Genomic DNA, 14,479 nt, shown 5'->3' with positions numbered 1-14,479 from the left:
GTGGACTCTAAATTCAAGGTCCTACAAGGAGGAAAAAACAAACCATGCAATATGACGCAGGGCAATATGATGTCATTGTCATTGGTGCTGGCCATGCCGGAGTAGAAGCAGGACTTGCTTCCGCCCGTATGGGAGCTAAAACGTTAATGGTCACCATTAACTTGGATATGGTCGCCTTTATGCCATGTAATCCATCTGTTGGTGGACCGGCAAAAGGGATCGTTGTAAGAGAGATTGACGCTCTGGGTGGAGAAATGGGGCGTAATATAGATAAAACACATATTCAAATGAGAATGTTGAATACAGGAAAAGGTCCAGCTGTTCGGGCATTACGAGCTCAGGCGGATAAATTCCTTTATCAACATGAAATGAAACGCACGATCGAAAATGAACCGAACATGACCTTGCTTCAAGGAATGGTAGAGGAATTGATTGTTGAAGATGATGAATGTAAAGGTGTCGTAACGATGACGGGTGCTGCATACCGTGCGAAAACAGTCGTCATTACAACGGGTACATTCCTGCGTGGTGAAATCATATTAGGAGATCTGAAATATTCAAGCGGTCCTAATAATCAACAACCTTCTATCAGACTTTCTGATCATTTACATGAATTGGGGTTTGATACTGTTCGTTTTAAAACGGGTACGCCACCGCGAGTGAATAGTTCTACAATCGATTATTCGAAAACAGAAATTCAACCAGGTGATGATGTTCCCCGAGCATTCAGCTATGAAACGACGAAATATATTACCGATCAACTTCCATGTTGGTTAACGTATACGAACGAACACACTCATCAATTGATTGATGACAACTTGCATCGTTCTCCAATGTATTCTGGAATGATTAAAGGAACCGGACCACGTTACTGTCCTTCCATTGAGGATAAAGTCGTACGTTTCCATGATAAACCGCGTCACCAGATTTTCTTGGAGCCGGAAGGACGAAACACACAAGAAGTCTATGTACAAGGATTATCAACGAGTTTACCTGAAGACGTACAACAAAAGATTCTTCAAACCATCCCGGGTCTTGAGAAGGTACAGATGATGCGTGCCGGGTATGCCATTGAGTATGATTCCATCGTACCGACTCAATTATGGCCGACCCTTGAAACGAAAAAAATAAAAAATCTTTATACAGCGGGACAAATCAACGGAACGTCCGGTTATGAAGAAGCAGCTGGACAAGGTCTGATGGCGGGAATCAATGCTGCCTGCCGTGCCCTGGATAAAGAAGAGGTTATCTTAAGCCGTTCTGATGCGTATATCGGGGTTTTAATCGATGACCTTGTGACAAAAGGGACGAACGAACCGTATCGTCTATTGACTTCCCGTGCTGAATATCGCCTGTTGCTTCGTCATGACAATGCCGATCTTCGCCTGACTGATATTGGTCGTAACATAGGATTAATCTCCGATGATCGATACGAACGGTTTACAGCGAAAAAAGAAGCAATCTCTGCAGAGAAAAAACGCCTGGAAGGAATTCGCATCAAGCCTACTGACGAAACACAGGCCGTTATCCGTGAAGCGGGCGGTAGTGAGTTGAAAGACGGCATATTAGCAGCGGATCTTCTGAAGCGTCCTGAAATGAACTATAGTCATATTAAATCACTCGTTCCAAGTGAAATCGAACTTGATTCCGATGTAGAGGAACAGGTTGAAATCCAAGTGAAATATGAAGGCTATATTGAAAAATCCCTTCAACAGGTCGATAAAATGAAGAAGATGGAAAACAAAAGAATTCCTGAAAACATTGATTACAGTGCAATTAGCGGTTTAGCATCTGAAGCAAGACAGAAATTAATCGAGGTCCAGCCCCTTTCTCTTGCACAGGCTTCCCGGATTTCAGGAGTGAATCCTGCAGACATCTCTATTTTACTCGTCTATATCGAGCAAGGGAAAATTGCAAAAGTATCAGGTGATCAATAGAGGTAAAGGAAGGATAATTTCATGAATGTTAATGAATTTCAATCAATGCTTGAGGAGAAGGGGGTCTCCCTTTCTCCACAGCAATTAAATCAGTTTAAGCGTTATTATGAATTGTTGGTTGAATGGAATGAAAAAATGAACCTGACGGCCATCACTGAAAAGGAAGATGTTTATTTAAAGCATTTTTACGATTCGATCAGTGCAGCTTTTTATGTTGATTTTTCACAGATTACAACTCTTTGTGACGTTGGGGCAGGAGCGGGTTTTCCGAGTATCCCTCTTAAAATATGCTTCCCGCACTTACATATCTCAATTGTTGATTCCTTGAACAAGCGGATTACGTTCTTAAACCATTTATCCGATGAGCTAGGGCTTGAAAACACGAATTTCTATCATGATCGTGCTGAGACTTTTGGTAAAAACAAGGCTCATCGTGAAAAGTATGATATGGTTACAGCAAGAGCCGTAGCCAGAATGTCTGTTTTAAGTGAATTATGTTTGCCACTTGTTAAAAAGGGCGGCTTATTTGTAGCGATGAAGGCTTCAAACGTGAAAGAGGAGCTATCCAATGCGAAGAAAGCAATTGGCATGCTGGGTGGACAAACAGATAAAATGTATTCGTTCGTCTTACCGGAAGAGGAAAGTGAACGAAATATTGTGAAGATCGACAAAGTGAAAGAAACGCCTAACAAATATCCCAGAAAACCTGGGACACCCAATAAATTACCGTTAGAATAATATGAAAAGCTCTCCTGCCGTGACTGTATCAATGTTCACGCTTTGAAAATCTCAGCATAGGCAGGAACTTGTCATATTTTAGAGAATATTAATAAAGGGAGTTTCTTAAAGGTGGTGTAGGAAGATGAAGCATCCTTTCTCTCGTTTTTTTGGCCTAGGTGAAAAGGAGCAAGATGTTGAATCTGAAGAATCAAATGTAGTGGAAGAAGATCGAGATGAAGTGAAAAAGATACCCGTCTCACAAATCATCCCTAATCGCTTTCAACCAAGAACAGTGTTCAATGATGAAAAGATAGAAGAGTTATCCAGAACGATTCATACTCATGGTATTATCCAACCGATTGTGGTTAGACAATACGATGGTGAGCAGTTTGAAATCATTGCAGGTGAACGTCGATACAGAGCCGTTCAAAAACTTGGCTGGGAAACTGTACCGGCCATTGTAAAGAATCTTAATGATACAGAAACAGCATCTGTTGCATTAATTGAAAACTTACAAAGGGAAGAGCTCTCTCCTATAGAAGAAGCCATTGCGTATGGAAAACTGTTGGAGTTACATGATTTAACTCAAGAAGCCCTTGCTCAACGCTTAGGAAAAGGACAATCGACTGTGGCGAACAAGCTTCGTCTCCTAAAGCTTCCAGAAGAAATTCAATCAGCCTTATTAGATAAACAGATTACAGAACGTCACGCCAGGGCTTTAATTCCATTGAAGAATTCTGAAAAGCAAATTCAGCTTCTTCAAGAAATCGTTGAAAAAAGCTTAAATGTCAAACAAACCGAAGACCGGGTTGTGAAAATGCAAGAAGGAACTACTCAAAAGCCAAAACCGAAACGAAAAGCCTTCAGTAAGGATATGAGAATAGCTGTGAATACGATTCGTCAATCGCTTTCCATGGTATCAGACAGCGGAATCAATCTGGACTCTGAAGAAGAAGAGCATGAGGAATTCTATCAGTTCACCATCCGAATTCCTAAAAAAAAATAGATTCGTAGTCTAAAAGTGAGAAACATATCGGATTGGTTTCTCACTTTTTTTGTTTGGTTCTTTTTGCAAAGATATTTTAAACATGGAATCTGCCAGGGGCTCTGTCAACCAGTGTGTGCTTGATGGTGAGGGGAACTGCTCCGCTTTCCGCGGACGTACGGCCGAGCCTCCTCAGCTTCGCTTCCGGGGTCTCTGCACGCCCGTTTTTCCGCAGGAGTCTACGCAGTTCCCCTCACCATCTATATTAAGTTTATCGTGACAGAGTTATAGAACTTAATAGAAAAAAATCTAATAGATAAAAGCAATTCTAGTATGCAAGCAGTATTCGACCACTTTCTTCTTTAAAATCTGTTACTAGAAAGTTTTTGTATGTCTACTAGATTTTTAAAAACTCATGCTTTGAAAGTTGATTGTAGCGGAAGGTGCTCGACTCCTGCGGGAATAGCGGGAAAGTTGAGACCCCACAGGGCAAAGCCCGAGGAGGCTCAACTCACGCTCCGCGGAAAACGAGCATCCTGTAGCGGAAATCAACTACCACTGTCTCTAGTTCTGTCGATTCAGAGCAAATACTGTCGATTCGTGAGCTATGAACTAATTACGATTTCCTATTTCTAGAAATAGGGTTCTTTTTTAAAAAATTGACAGACAATTAATGAAGAATTTTGATAGAATAGAAGAATACTGTAAAAAATGTAGTGAATCTTAGGAAGTCAAAAGGTAGGTGACAACCTTGGGCAGAATAGTAGCCGTTACAAACCAAAAAGGTGGAGTGGGAAAGACCACAACATCCGTCAATTTGGGGGCTTGTTTAGCTTATATAGGGAAAAAGGTTTTACTGGTAGACATTGATCCTCAAGGAAACGCCACTAGTGGTGTAGGTGTGGAAAAAGGGGATGTCCAGCAGTGCATATATGATGTGCTGGTAGATGATGTCGATGTCAGAGAAACCATTAAACAATCAAAAGTTGAGAATTTATCCATTGTACCTGCAACGATTTCATTGGCGGGAGCAGAGATTGAACTTGTTCCAACCATCTCCCGTGAAGTACGTTTAAAGAAAGCGTTAGAGAAAGTAAAAGACGAATTTGATTATATTATCATTGATTGTCCACCGTCATTAGGCTTATTGACAATCAATGCGTTAACAGCCTCAGATGCTGTCGTCATACCGGTTCAATGCGAATATTACGCTCTGGAAGGATTAAGTCAGCTATTAAGTACCGTTCGTTTAGTTCAGAAGCATCTGAATCATGATCTTATGATTGATGGTGTGCTGCTTACGATGCTTGATGCGAGAACCAATCTGGGAATCCAGGTCATTGAAGAAGTTAAAAAATATTTTCAAGATAAAGTGTATCGCACAATTATTCCACGTAACGTTCGTTTAAGTGAAGCGCCCAGTCATGGTGAACCGATTATCATCTATGATGCGAAGTCCAGGGGAGCAGAAGTTTATTTAGAACTAGCAAAGGAAGTGGCGGCGAATGGCTAAAGGTTTAGGAAAGGGCATCAATGCACTCTTTACCAATATCCAAACAACTCAAAATGAAGAGTCCGTGCAAGAAGTGAGCCTGAAAGAAATACGGCCGAATCCATATCAACCACGAAAGATCTTTGAGCCGCAAGCAATTGAAGAATTAAAAGATTCAATCTTAGAACACGGTATCCTGCAACCGATCATTGTGCGTAAAACAATCAAAGGGTATGAAATTGTCGTAGGGGAACGCCGTTATCGTGCAGCAAAAGCGGCTAAATTAGAATCCGCTCCTGTCGTGGTCCGGGAATTGAATGATCAACAAATGATGGAGCTTGCCGTTTTAGAAAACCTACAACGCGAAGATCTGACACCGATCGAAGAGGGCGCTGCTTATCAAATGCTGATGGATAGGCTGAAGCTCACTCAGGAGGAATTAGCGAAGAGGTTAGGTAAGAGCAGACCTCATATTGCCAATCATATTCGCTTGCTATCCCTCCCTGCCCCTATTCAAGAACTTATTTCAGAAGGTAAGTTAACGATGGGACATGGGCGTGCACTCCTTGGGTTGAAAAATAAGAAGAATCTATCAACGGTTGTAAATCGTATCCTTAAAGAATCATTAAACGTTCGCCAATTAGAAAAAATCATTCAAGAACTGAATGAGAATGTTCCACGTGAAACAAAAAAGACAGAGCGTAAAGATGTCTTCATCCAGGAACAGGAATCCCTTCTACGCGAACGCTTCGGGACAACGGTCACGATTAAACAATCAAAGAAAAAAGGAAAAATCGAGCTCGAATTTTTTTCGAAGGAAGATCTCGATCGCATTTTGGAATTATTGCAGTAACCATTTGGGGAAAGGACTGGCTTAAAAGGTATACTTATACCACTTAAGCCAGTCCTCTTCCATATGGTACATAGAAGATACACTATTCTTTGGGAAATAATCATCAAAAGCATGAGAAGAATTTTTCAAACAGATAAGGAGAACGTCATGGTACTATTAGGAACGCTTGTAAATGGAGTATGTATTATCATCGGAACTCTCCTGGGGAAGGTCCTTCATCGCATCCCGGAAGATATGAAGGGAACTGTCATGAAAGCGATTGGTTTAGCCGTAATCGTCCTTGGGTTACAGATGGGATTGAAAAGTGAAAACTTTCTCATTGTCATCATCAGCCTGGCTCTGGGTGCTGCATGGGGAGAGTGGATGAACCTGGAGGACAAGCTTAACTCATTGGGTAACTGGTTGGAAAAGAAGCTGGGCAGTAATAAAGAAACATCCATATCTCAAGGGTTTGTCACGGCTACCCTTATTTTTGTTATTGGAGCAATGGCTGTAATAGGTGCGTTGGATAGTGGCATCAGGGGCGATCATGATGTTCTGTTGACGAAGTCAATCATAGATGGCTTTACATCGCTGATCCTAACGACGACTTTAGGAATTGGTGTCATGTTTTCGGCGATCCCTGTCGTCCTTTATCAAGGATTCATTGCTTTGTTTGCGACTCAAATTCATCAGTGGGTTCCTCAAGAGCTGATGGATGCCTATATTGTAGAGATGACCTCAACGGGAGGAATCATGATTTTTGCGATTGGACTCAATCTCCTCGGTGTAACGAAGATCAGAGTCGCCAATTTACTTCCCGGGATCATCGTAGTGGGATTGGTCGTAGGAATCATATACGCATACCAGCTGTATATGTAGTAAGTGAATAGGGAGATGTCCCAGAACGTATCTCTGGATCATCTCCCTTTTATTGCTGTAATTCTTCCCGCCATTTTTCAATACTGACGGCGTTACGGCGTTCCACTGAATCGCCTGCCAGCACAATGGCTTGAGCAATCGTCTTTGCCATTTTCATCACAAGATTCAAACGTGTATTTTGTAATACAAAGAACTCCATAAATCCACTGACATTCACGATTCCGGTCAGGTGAATCTCACCAACCTCTGGTAACTCTTTATTTACCCCGGCACCAGGTTTTAATGGCCCCTCACTTAATTGAATGGCGCCGACACTTTTTAAGCGACCGAGACAGGCATCTACACCGATCATAAAAGGATTGATATGTTTAGCGGCAATTTGACTGAGCTTCTCTTCCAGGTTTATTGCGTGGATCGGATCATCTAACGTTCCATATACATGAAATGGTTTGATATCTTGTTCTTCTATTAAGGTTCCAACTAATGGGCCTAATGAATCCCCTGTTGAACGGTCTGTGCCAATACATACGAAGACAATGGGTCTTGTACGATAGTAAGTGGGAAGCATCGACGACAATTGAACGGAAAGATCCTGTGCCGCACGCTCTTCCTGATGAAGGACTCTAAAGGGTTCAGGTCTTCGTTCAAATAGTCCTTTTTTAAGATTCATCGCTTCCACTCCTTTGGATGTGTTTAAGGGGAATTTTATAGGGATCATACTTTGTCGGACTTGACTACCATAATCATATTTTCTAAGTATTATCAGTATACGGACGATTTCTTTTTTTCATACATAATATGGTTGGATTTTTCATAAAATAAAAATTTTCTTAAACTTATAGTAATATGAGGTTATATCTACACAAGGAGAGGGAAAGTTGATAAAATAAGGAATACTTCTTATTGAACGATAAGTGGAGGTTCGGTATATGAAAGAGAAAGATTCTAATGCTGGTGTCGCTGATGCCGTGGAAAAACTAAAAGATAGCGAAGCTGTAGATAAACTTATTGATAATGATTTATGGATTGCCCTGGGTTCAGGTGCTTTGAAAATTGTGGCGATTATGGTGATTACCTATATTGCTTTAAGGTTGGGAAGGTCGGCGATTCGAAACGTGTTTAAGGTTCGGTCACGTTCACCCCTTAAGTTCACCGAACGCCGTGAAGCCACTCTTTTGAAGCTACTGGAGAATGTATTGACCTATGTGATTTATTTCATCAGTTTGATGACGATCTTGTCGACTCTTGAAATTGACGTGAAAGGACTCATCGCTGGTGCCGGAATCGTCGGTCTTGCCGTTGGTTTTGGAGCGCAAAATCTGGTTCGTGATATCATCACCGGTTTCTTTATTATTTTCGAAGACCAGTTTTCAGTCGGTGACTATGTTCGAATTGGTTCTGCTGAAGGTACCGTTGAAGAAATCGGCCTTCGTACCACAAAGATCAAAAGCTGGACCGGGGAATTACATATTTTCCCCAATGGTAATATTACGGAAGTAACGAACTTCTCCATTCACAACAGCATTGCGGTCGTAGATGTCAGTATTGCTTATGAAGAAAATATAGAAGAAGCAGAGAAAGTGATGCAGGAGCTTCTCCTTGCTTTACCGCAAAAATATGAAGATCTGGTGAATCCACCTGAACTGTTGGGTGTTCAAACCTTGGGAGCATCAGATGTGGTCATACGAATCGTGGCTGAAACGGTTCCGATGAGACATTGGTATATGGCAAGAATGATACGTAAAGAGGTTAAACTATGCCTGGATGAGCATGGTATTGAAATTCCGTTCCCTCGTATGGTGATGTATTCACGTCAGGATCAGGAAGATATCCAACCCCGTGAAGAAAAACAAAGAAAACTTGAAAGCGAATAAGGAGGAAAAATCCAGTGGAGCCCAAGACATTCACTTTAAATGATATTGTAGAAATGAAAAAGCCGCATCCATGTGGTACAAACCGCTGGAAAGTGATCCGTATGGGAATGGATATTCGCATCAAATGTGTAGGATGCGGCCATAGTGTCATGATTCCCAGAAAAGATTTTGCGAAAAAAATGAAAAAAGTCATCAGTAGCGGCGTAGAAGAATAAGTATTCTTTTTTTACCCATATTTCTTTTGACCTAATCCATCCTATGGTTATTTTGCCAAGGTTAAGAGCATTCAGTCGGTTTCAGTCGATTGAATGCTCTTTTTAGCAAGCCATGCCTAAAGAAAAAATATCCTCACTTCCCTTAACGATGCCTGAAGCTTCACTTGTCTTTTCCCTCTATTATCTCTATAATTGTGAAAGGTTCGACCGTTTACTTATTTTCGATCTTACAGGATTTTTAATAGATAAGAATATAGATGAGGAGTGACCATAATGGCTTTAACAGCTGGTATTGTTGGATTACCTAACGTAGGGAAGTCCACTCTATTTAACGCAATTACAAAAGCAGGTGCAGAATCTGCCAACTATCCTTTCTGTACAATTGATCCGAACGTAGGAATTGTAGAAGTTCCCGATCACCGTTTAGATAAATTAACAGAGCTTGTAGAACCGAAGAAGACGGTTCCCACTGCCTTTGAATTCACGGATATCGCCGGGATTGTAAAAGGAGCGAGTAAAGGAGAAGGATTAGGGAATAAATTCTTATCTCACATTCGCCAAGTGGATGCAATCTGTCAGGTTGTCCGTTGTTTCGCGGATGATAATATCACACACGTTTCAGGTAAAGTAGATCCGATTGCGGATATTGAAGTCATCAATCTGGAATTGATCTTAGCTGACCTTGAGACAGTGGATAAGCGTCTTGCCAGAGTTCAGAAAATGGCCAAGCAAAAAGATAAAGAAGCGGTATTTGAACATGATATCCTTGTGAAAATCAAAGAAGCTCTTGAAGCAGAGCAGCCGGCACGTACGGTTGAGTTCTCTGATGAACAAATGAAGCTTGTGAAACAGCTTCACCTTCTGACTTCAAAGCCTGTATTATATGTAGCAAACGTAAGTGAAGATGAAATTGCCGATTCTTCTGACAACGAATATGTTCAGAAAGTACGTGAATTTGCTAAAGAAGACAATGCAGAAGTGATTGTTGTCTGTGCGAAAATCGAATCTGAAATTGCTGAGCTTGATGATGAAGAAAAAGCGATGTTCTTGGAAGAGCTAGGGATTGAAGAGTCCGGTTTAGATCAGCTGATTCGCGCTACCTATACTTTATTAGGACTGGCTACGTACTTCACAGCCGGCGTTCAAGAGGTCCGCGCCTGGACGTTCCGTGAAGGGATGAAAGCTCCACAATGTGCCGGAGTCATCCATACTGACTTCGAAAGAGGCTTCATCCGTGCCGAAACGGTTTCCTATGACGATCTGGTCACAGCAGGAACAATGGGAGCAGCCCGCGAAGCCGGAAAAGTACGTTTGGAAGGTAAAGAATACCTCGTAAAAGACGGAGACATCATTCACTTCCGTTTTAATGTGTAGGTTTTGAGAAAAAACTAGGTGAGACCCCACAGGCGCTTGCGCCGAGGAGGATCACCGCCCACCCCGCGGAAAGCGAGTGCCTGGAGCGGAAATCAACCACTGCAGACTAGTACAAGATATGAAAGACTAGAGTTTCGATTCTAGTCTTTTTTTTACGTCATATTGCAATAATAGATAACCTATGCTATAATTTTATTTCGTGAGTAATGAACGCATTGCTCCTTGTTCTTTCACAAAGAAAGGACCGCATAGACCACGAGGAGGTGACATTCAGATGAGAAAGTACGAAGTTATGTACATTGTCCGCCCAAACATTGACGACGAGTCAAAGAAAGCAGTAGTTGAGCGTTTCGATAACGTTTTAACAACTAACGGCGCGGAAATCATCGAGTCAAAAGATTGGGGTAAACGTCGTTTAGCGTATGAAATCAACGATTTTCGCGATGGTTTCTATCAACTAGTTAAGATGAGCGCTACTTCTGATGCAGTTAACGAATTCGATCGTTTAGCTAAAATCAGCGATGATATTATCCGTCATATCGTTGTTAAAGAAGAAGAATAATCCGTACGTTTTTTAAGATATACACTTCTATCATCTGTTTCACATGAAACAGTAAATTAGAAGGAAGGGGTTGATTCTGATGATGAACCGAGTTGTATTAGTAGGGCGTTTAACCAAAGACCCTGAATTAAAATATACTCCAAGTGGAGTGGCTGTTGCTTCGTTTACACTGGCTGTCAATCGTAGTTTTACGAATCAATCAGGAGAACGGGAAGCAGATTTTATTAACTGCGTTGTATGGCGTCGCCCTGCAGAGAATGTAGCAAACTTTCTTAAAAAAGGCAGCTTAGCTGGCGTTGACGGTCGTATTCAAACACGTAATTTCGAAGGACAAGATGGGCGCCGGGTGTTTATGACGGAAGTTGTAGCAGAAAGCGTTCAGTTCTTAGAGCCGCGTAGTGCGAATCAAGGCGATCGTGGAGGAAGTCCGGGCTATTCGGGTGGAGGTCAACGCGACCAAGGAAGTCCGTATAGTCAGAATCAGAATCAACAACGCAATAACAATAATAACAACAACTATACACGTGTAGATGAAGATCCATTTGCAAATGACGGTCAGCCGATCGACATTTCCGATGATGATCTGCCATTCTAAACGAACGATAATGAATCTAAACAAGATAGGAGGCGAAACAAATGGCAGGAGGACGTAGAGGTGGACGTAGACGTCGTAAGGTGTGCTACTTCACAGCAAACGGAATTACACATATCGATTTCAAAGATGTAGATCTTCTTAAGAAATTCGTATCTGAACGTGGAAAAATTCTTCCACGTCGTGTAACTGGAACTAACGCTAAGTACCAACGTAAGTTGACTCGTGCGATCAAACGCGCTCGTACAATGGCATTACTTCCATACGTTACTGGTGAATAATATCATCGACTAAAAAAGCAGCAGAGACTTGTCTCTGCTGCTTTTTTTATGCCATTTTTTAATTGGTGAGTATGAAATCTCTTCCTCCTCTGCAAAGCACCCTTGGATTATCCTATCCAGCATCACTTTGTTCTTGTAAATTCCCATATACCTATAAAGAAATGGCGAAAAATGTCGATGAATAAGTGTATATATAGATAGTTTTGGGTAGTAAGAGGGGGAATTAATGTGAAAAAGAAAAACACAAGGAAACAGGTGGAACGAAAGAAGGGTTTTCTTCTATCATCCATTAGAATGAAGCTTATTGTAATCATATCCATTTTATTTATGGTATCGTTAGCCGTTATCATTGCGATTACAAGCTTACAGACGAGAATGAAAACAGAGAAAGAGGTCATTGATCAAACTCAAGGGATCGTAGGAGAACTAAATAATTCAGTGCAACTTTTTCTTGGGCAATACGAAAAAAGTATTGATCAATATTCAATCTCGAACTCGTTAAAAGATTATGCAAATGCACAGTTGCAAACAGAATCTGGTGGCGAAAATACAGAGCTGTTTGCCAATATTCAATCTGATTTTGATAATTACTTAAGTCTTTATCAGGAAGCCACTTCTATTTACTTCGCATCACCAAATAAGAAATTAAAAATCGTTCCATCCGTCTCTCTGCCTAGTGACTTTGATCCGACAAGCAGGGATTGGTATAAAAGCGCTGAGGAATTAAGGACTGGCGTGGTTTGGAGCGATCCGTACGTAGATACTGCAACGGAAGAATATATCATTACAGCCTCCAGAGCGATTGTTTCAGATAATAAAGTAGTAGGCGTTATAGGTGTCGATATTAACTTGACGAAACTTACTGACCGAGTCTCAGAAATGGACATTGGATATAATGGCTATCCGTTCTTAATCGGGCTGGATGGAACAGCCATCGTCCACCCGACTAAGCGAGGTGAAGATCTCTCCACTCTACCTTTCATCAGCAAAATGCTCGGTTCTGATAAAGATTCCGACACGATCCGGTATGAACTGGACGGAGATGAAAAAGTGTTAGTGTATAGTACGGTACCTAAGACGAATTGGAAAGTGGGATCTGCTTACAGTATGAAGGATCTGATTCAGTCATCGAAAGAAATTGAACGGTTACTGATCGTGACAGCACTCATCACCCTAGCTGTCATGTTGGTGTTAGTTGTGTTCATTTCTAATAAAATCACTAAACCAATTAAACAGCTTCAAAAAACGGTAACCGAGGTCTCTACTGGAGATTTATCCATTCAGTCTGAAATTAATTCAAAAGATGAGACAGGATTACTAGCGTCCGATTTAAACAAAATGATCGTAAATATGAAAGATACAATACAAGTCGTCCAAGAATCGATCTATAATGTGAGGGAATCGGCTGAAGGATTAAGTGCGGTTTCTGAGGAGACAAATGCCTCAAGTGAAGAGATGGCAAAGGCTGTTTCCGAAATTGCGACAGGGGCTTCTCAATCAGCAGCCGACTCTGATCGGGCTCATCATCAAACAGAGCAATTAGGAACTAGAATTAATGGAGTCTATGAAAAGTCGAAAGCTATGTCTGAGATGGCTGGACAAGCAGATGTCATAAACCAGTCCGGGTTCAAACAGGTAAAAGAATTAGAAAATGCCTACCATTCTTCCAGTGAATACATCTCCTCCATGGAGAAAGTCATCTTTAGTCTGGAAGCAAAGGTGAAGACGATTGAATCGGTCATGGGCACAATAACGGATATTTCTTCTCAAACGAACCTTCTTGCTTTAAATGCGAGCATTGAGGCGGCTAGAGCAGGTGAACACGGAAAAGGCTTTGCTGTCGTGGCGGAAGAAGTACGAAAGCTTGCCGATCAGTCAGTAAAGGCAACCGAAGAAGTAAAACGCACCATTATAGAAATTCAACAAGGCTCTCATCAAGCAGTTGACGAAATGGTGAAAACGAAAGAAACCTTTGAGGTGCAAAATGAAGTGATCCAAAGAACCAATCACGTTTTTGACCAAACCTCACAGTTAATGAAATCCATGCAGGATGAAATAGAAAGAATGTATGAGGAAGTTGGTCAAATCAATCTTGAAAAAGATGAAGTGGTCAACGTGATCCAAATGATGGCCGCTACAGCAGAACAAACGGCTGCATCCTGCGAGGAAATGAGTGCCTCTACAGAAGAACAAGTAAGGGCCGTCCAATCGGTTACAGAAGCAGCTGAACGCTTAACAGACTTAAGCCAAGAGCTTCAGTCTTCAATCGAACGTTTTAAAATATCATAATTTTCATCAGAGGGTGGTCCTGATACATTGCCATTCTTTATCTATTGCGTATACTCCTTTTTAAAGTGAGTGCATACTAGAGTAGATGAAGAAGAGATGCATGTTGAAGGGACTCCCTCTTTTTATGTGAAAATGAAGTAATATGAACAATAATAGTTATTGATATTCACAATTGGGCACAAGTTTAGTGGAAAGTAGCACAAGTTTTGGTGAAAGTGGCACAACAAACGCGAAAAGTGGCACAAGTTTGGTCAATAGTGGCACAACAAAGTTAAATGGCGGACATTAAAGTATGTTTGTCGGGGCTTCCCAATCCGCCTCTGCCTTTGGTTTCATCCAGAGAGGCTCGAGGTCATAAGCTAAACCTACCAAAAAGGCAAAGAGCGCCTTTCCGGTAGGTTCATCTTATGCTTGTCGCCTCTGAACGAGCCGCCTCCGCTTTTA

At 41.4% G+C, this 14,479-nt stretch carries 14 protein-coding genes; 13 read left to right on the top strand and 1 reads right to left on the bottom strand.

Features of this window, described 5'->3' with window-relative positions:
• Positions 1 to 44: 44 nt before the first annotated feature.
• From mnmG to AC6CIB_RS22885, 6 genes are all read left to right on the top strand, one after another.
• Positions 45 to 1,937 (top strand): tRNA uridine-5-carboxymethylaminomethyl(34) synthesis enzyme MnmG, encoded by a 1,893-nt coding sequence (mnmG, locus tag AC6CIB_RS22910; protein ID WP_498284581.1) that lies wholly within the window; start codon positions 45 to 47, stop codon positions 1,935 to 1,937.
• A 21-nt stretch (positions 1,938 to 1,958) separates the two neighbouring features.
• Positions 1,959 to 2,675 carry a 16S rRNA (guanine(527)-N(7))-methyltransferase RsmG gene (gene rsmG, locus AC6CIB_RS22905; protein ID WP_498284579.1) on the top strand — a complete coding sequence of 239 codons (717 nt, stop codon included), beginning with the start codon at positions 1,959 to 1,961 and terminating at the stop codon, positions 2,673 to 2,675.
• A 124-nt stretch (positions 2,676 to 2,799) separates the two neighbouring features.
• Positions 2,800 to 3,663: a nucleoid occlusion protein gene (gene noc, locus AC6CIB_RS22900; RefSeq protein WP_498284577.1), complete on the top strand. Its 864-nt coding sequence runs from the start codon at positions 2,800 to 2,802 to the stop codon at positions 3,661 to 3,663.
• A gap of 730 nt (positions 3,664 to 4,393) precedes the next feature.
• Entirely contained in the window at positions 4,394 to 5,155 is a 762-nt protein-coding gene (locus AC6CIB_RS22895; protein ID WP_148970551.1) for a ParA family protein, read from the top strand.
• Positions 5,148 to 5,987, top strand: coding sequence for a ParB/RepB/Spo0J family partition protein (locus tag AC6CIB_RS22890; protein ID WP_498284575.1), 840 nt, complete (start codon positions 5,148 to 5,150; stop codon positions 5,985 to 5,987). The genes AC6CIB_RS22895 and AC6CIB_RS22890 overlap by 8 nt, the downstream gene beginning before the upstream one ends.
• Before the next feature lie 147 nt (positions 5,988 to 6,134).
• Positions 6,135 to 6,848, top strand: coding sequence for a DUF554 domain-containing protein (locus tag AC6CIB_RS22885; protein WP_498284573.1), 714 nt, complete (start codon positions 6,135 to 6,137; stop codon positions 6,846 to 6,848).
• Positions 6,849 to 6,897: 49 nt separating this feature from the next.
• Here AC6CIB_RS22885 and yyaC read toward each other — a convergent pair whose 3' ends face one another.
• Positions 6,898 to 7,518, bottom strand: a complete 621-nt coding sequence (gene yyaC / locus AC6CIB_RS22880) for a spore protease YyaC (protein WP_498284571.1) — start codon at positions 7,516 to 7,518, stop codon at positions 6,898 to 6,900.
• Between the two features lie 259 nt (positions 7,519 to 7,777).
• Here yyaC and AC6CIB_RS22875 point away from each other — a divergent pair, with 259 nt between their 5' ends.
• The 7 genes from AC6CIB_RS22875 (at position 7,778) to AC6CIB_RS22845 (ending at position 14,035) form a co-directional block, all read left to right on the top strand.
• A complete protein-coding gene (locus tag AC6CIB_RS22875; RefSeq protein WP_498284569.1) occupies positions 7,778 to 8,722 on the top strand; it encodes a mechanosensitive ion channel family protein in 945 nt (314 codons plus the stop codon).
• A gap of 14 nt (positions 8,723 to 8,736) precedes the next feature.
• Positions 8,737 to 8,937, top strand: a complete 201-nt coding sequence (locus tag AC6CIB_RS22870) for a DUF951 domain-containing protein (RefSeq protein ID WP_498284567.1) — start codon at positions 8,737 to 8,739, stop codon at positions 8,935 to 8,937.
• 273 nt (positions 8,938 to 9,210) lie between these two features.
• Complete coding sequence (ychF, locus tag AC6CIB_RS22865) at positions 9,211 to 10,311, top strand: redox-regulated ATPase YchF (protein WP_498284565.1); 1,101 nt, start codon at positions 9,211 to 9,213, stop codon at positions 10,309 to 10,311.
• A gap of 274 nt (positions 10,312 to 10,585) precedes the next feature.
• Positions 10,586 to 10,873 (top strand): 30S ribosomal protein S6, encoded by a 288-nt coding sequence (rpsF, locus tag AC6CIB_RS22860; protein ID WP_034764776.1) that lies wholly within the window; start codon positions 10,586 to 10,588, stop codon positions 10,871 to 10,873.
• Positions 10,874 to 10,952: 79 nt separating this feature from the next.
• Positions 10,953 to 11,468, top strand: coding sequence for a single-stranded DNA-binding protein (ssb, locus tag AC6CIB_RS22855; RefSeq protein ID WP_498284563.1), 516 nt, complete (start codon positions 10,953 to 10,955; stop codon positions 11,466 to 11,468).
• A 41-nt stretch (positions 11,469 to 11,509) separates the two neighbouring features.
• Entirely contained in the window at positions 11,510 to 11,746 is a 237-nt protein-coding gene (rpsR, locus tag AC6CIB_RS22850) for a 30S ribosomal protein S18 (protein ID WP_034764780.1), read from the top strand.
• A 228-nt stretch (positions 11,747 to 11,974) separates the two neighbouring features.
• Complete coding sequence (locus tag AC6CIB_RS22845; RefSeq protein WP_498284560.1) at positions 11,975 to 14,035, top strand: methyl-accepting chemotaxis protein; 2,061 nt, start codon at positions 11,975 to 11,977, stop codon at positions 14,033 to 14,035.
• The last annotated feature ends 444 nt before the right edge of the window (positions 14,036 to 14,479 follow it).

The sequence above is a fragment of the Rossellomorea sp. GQ25 genome (genome assembly GCF_059758515.1).
Note: the sequence above shows the minus strand (reverse complement) of the source record. Positions and strands in the feature narration are given on the sequence as shown.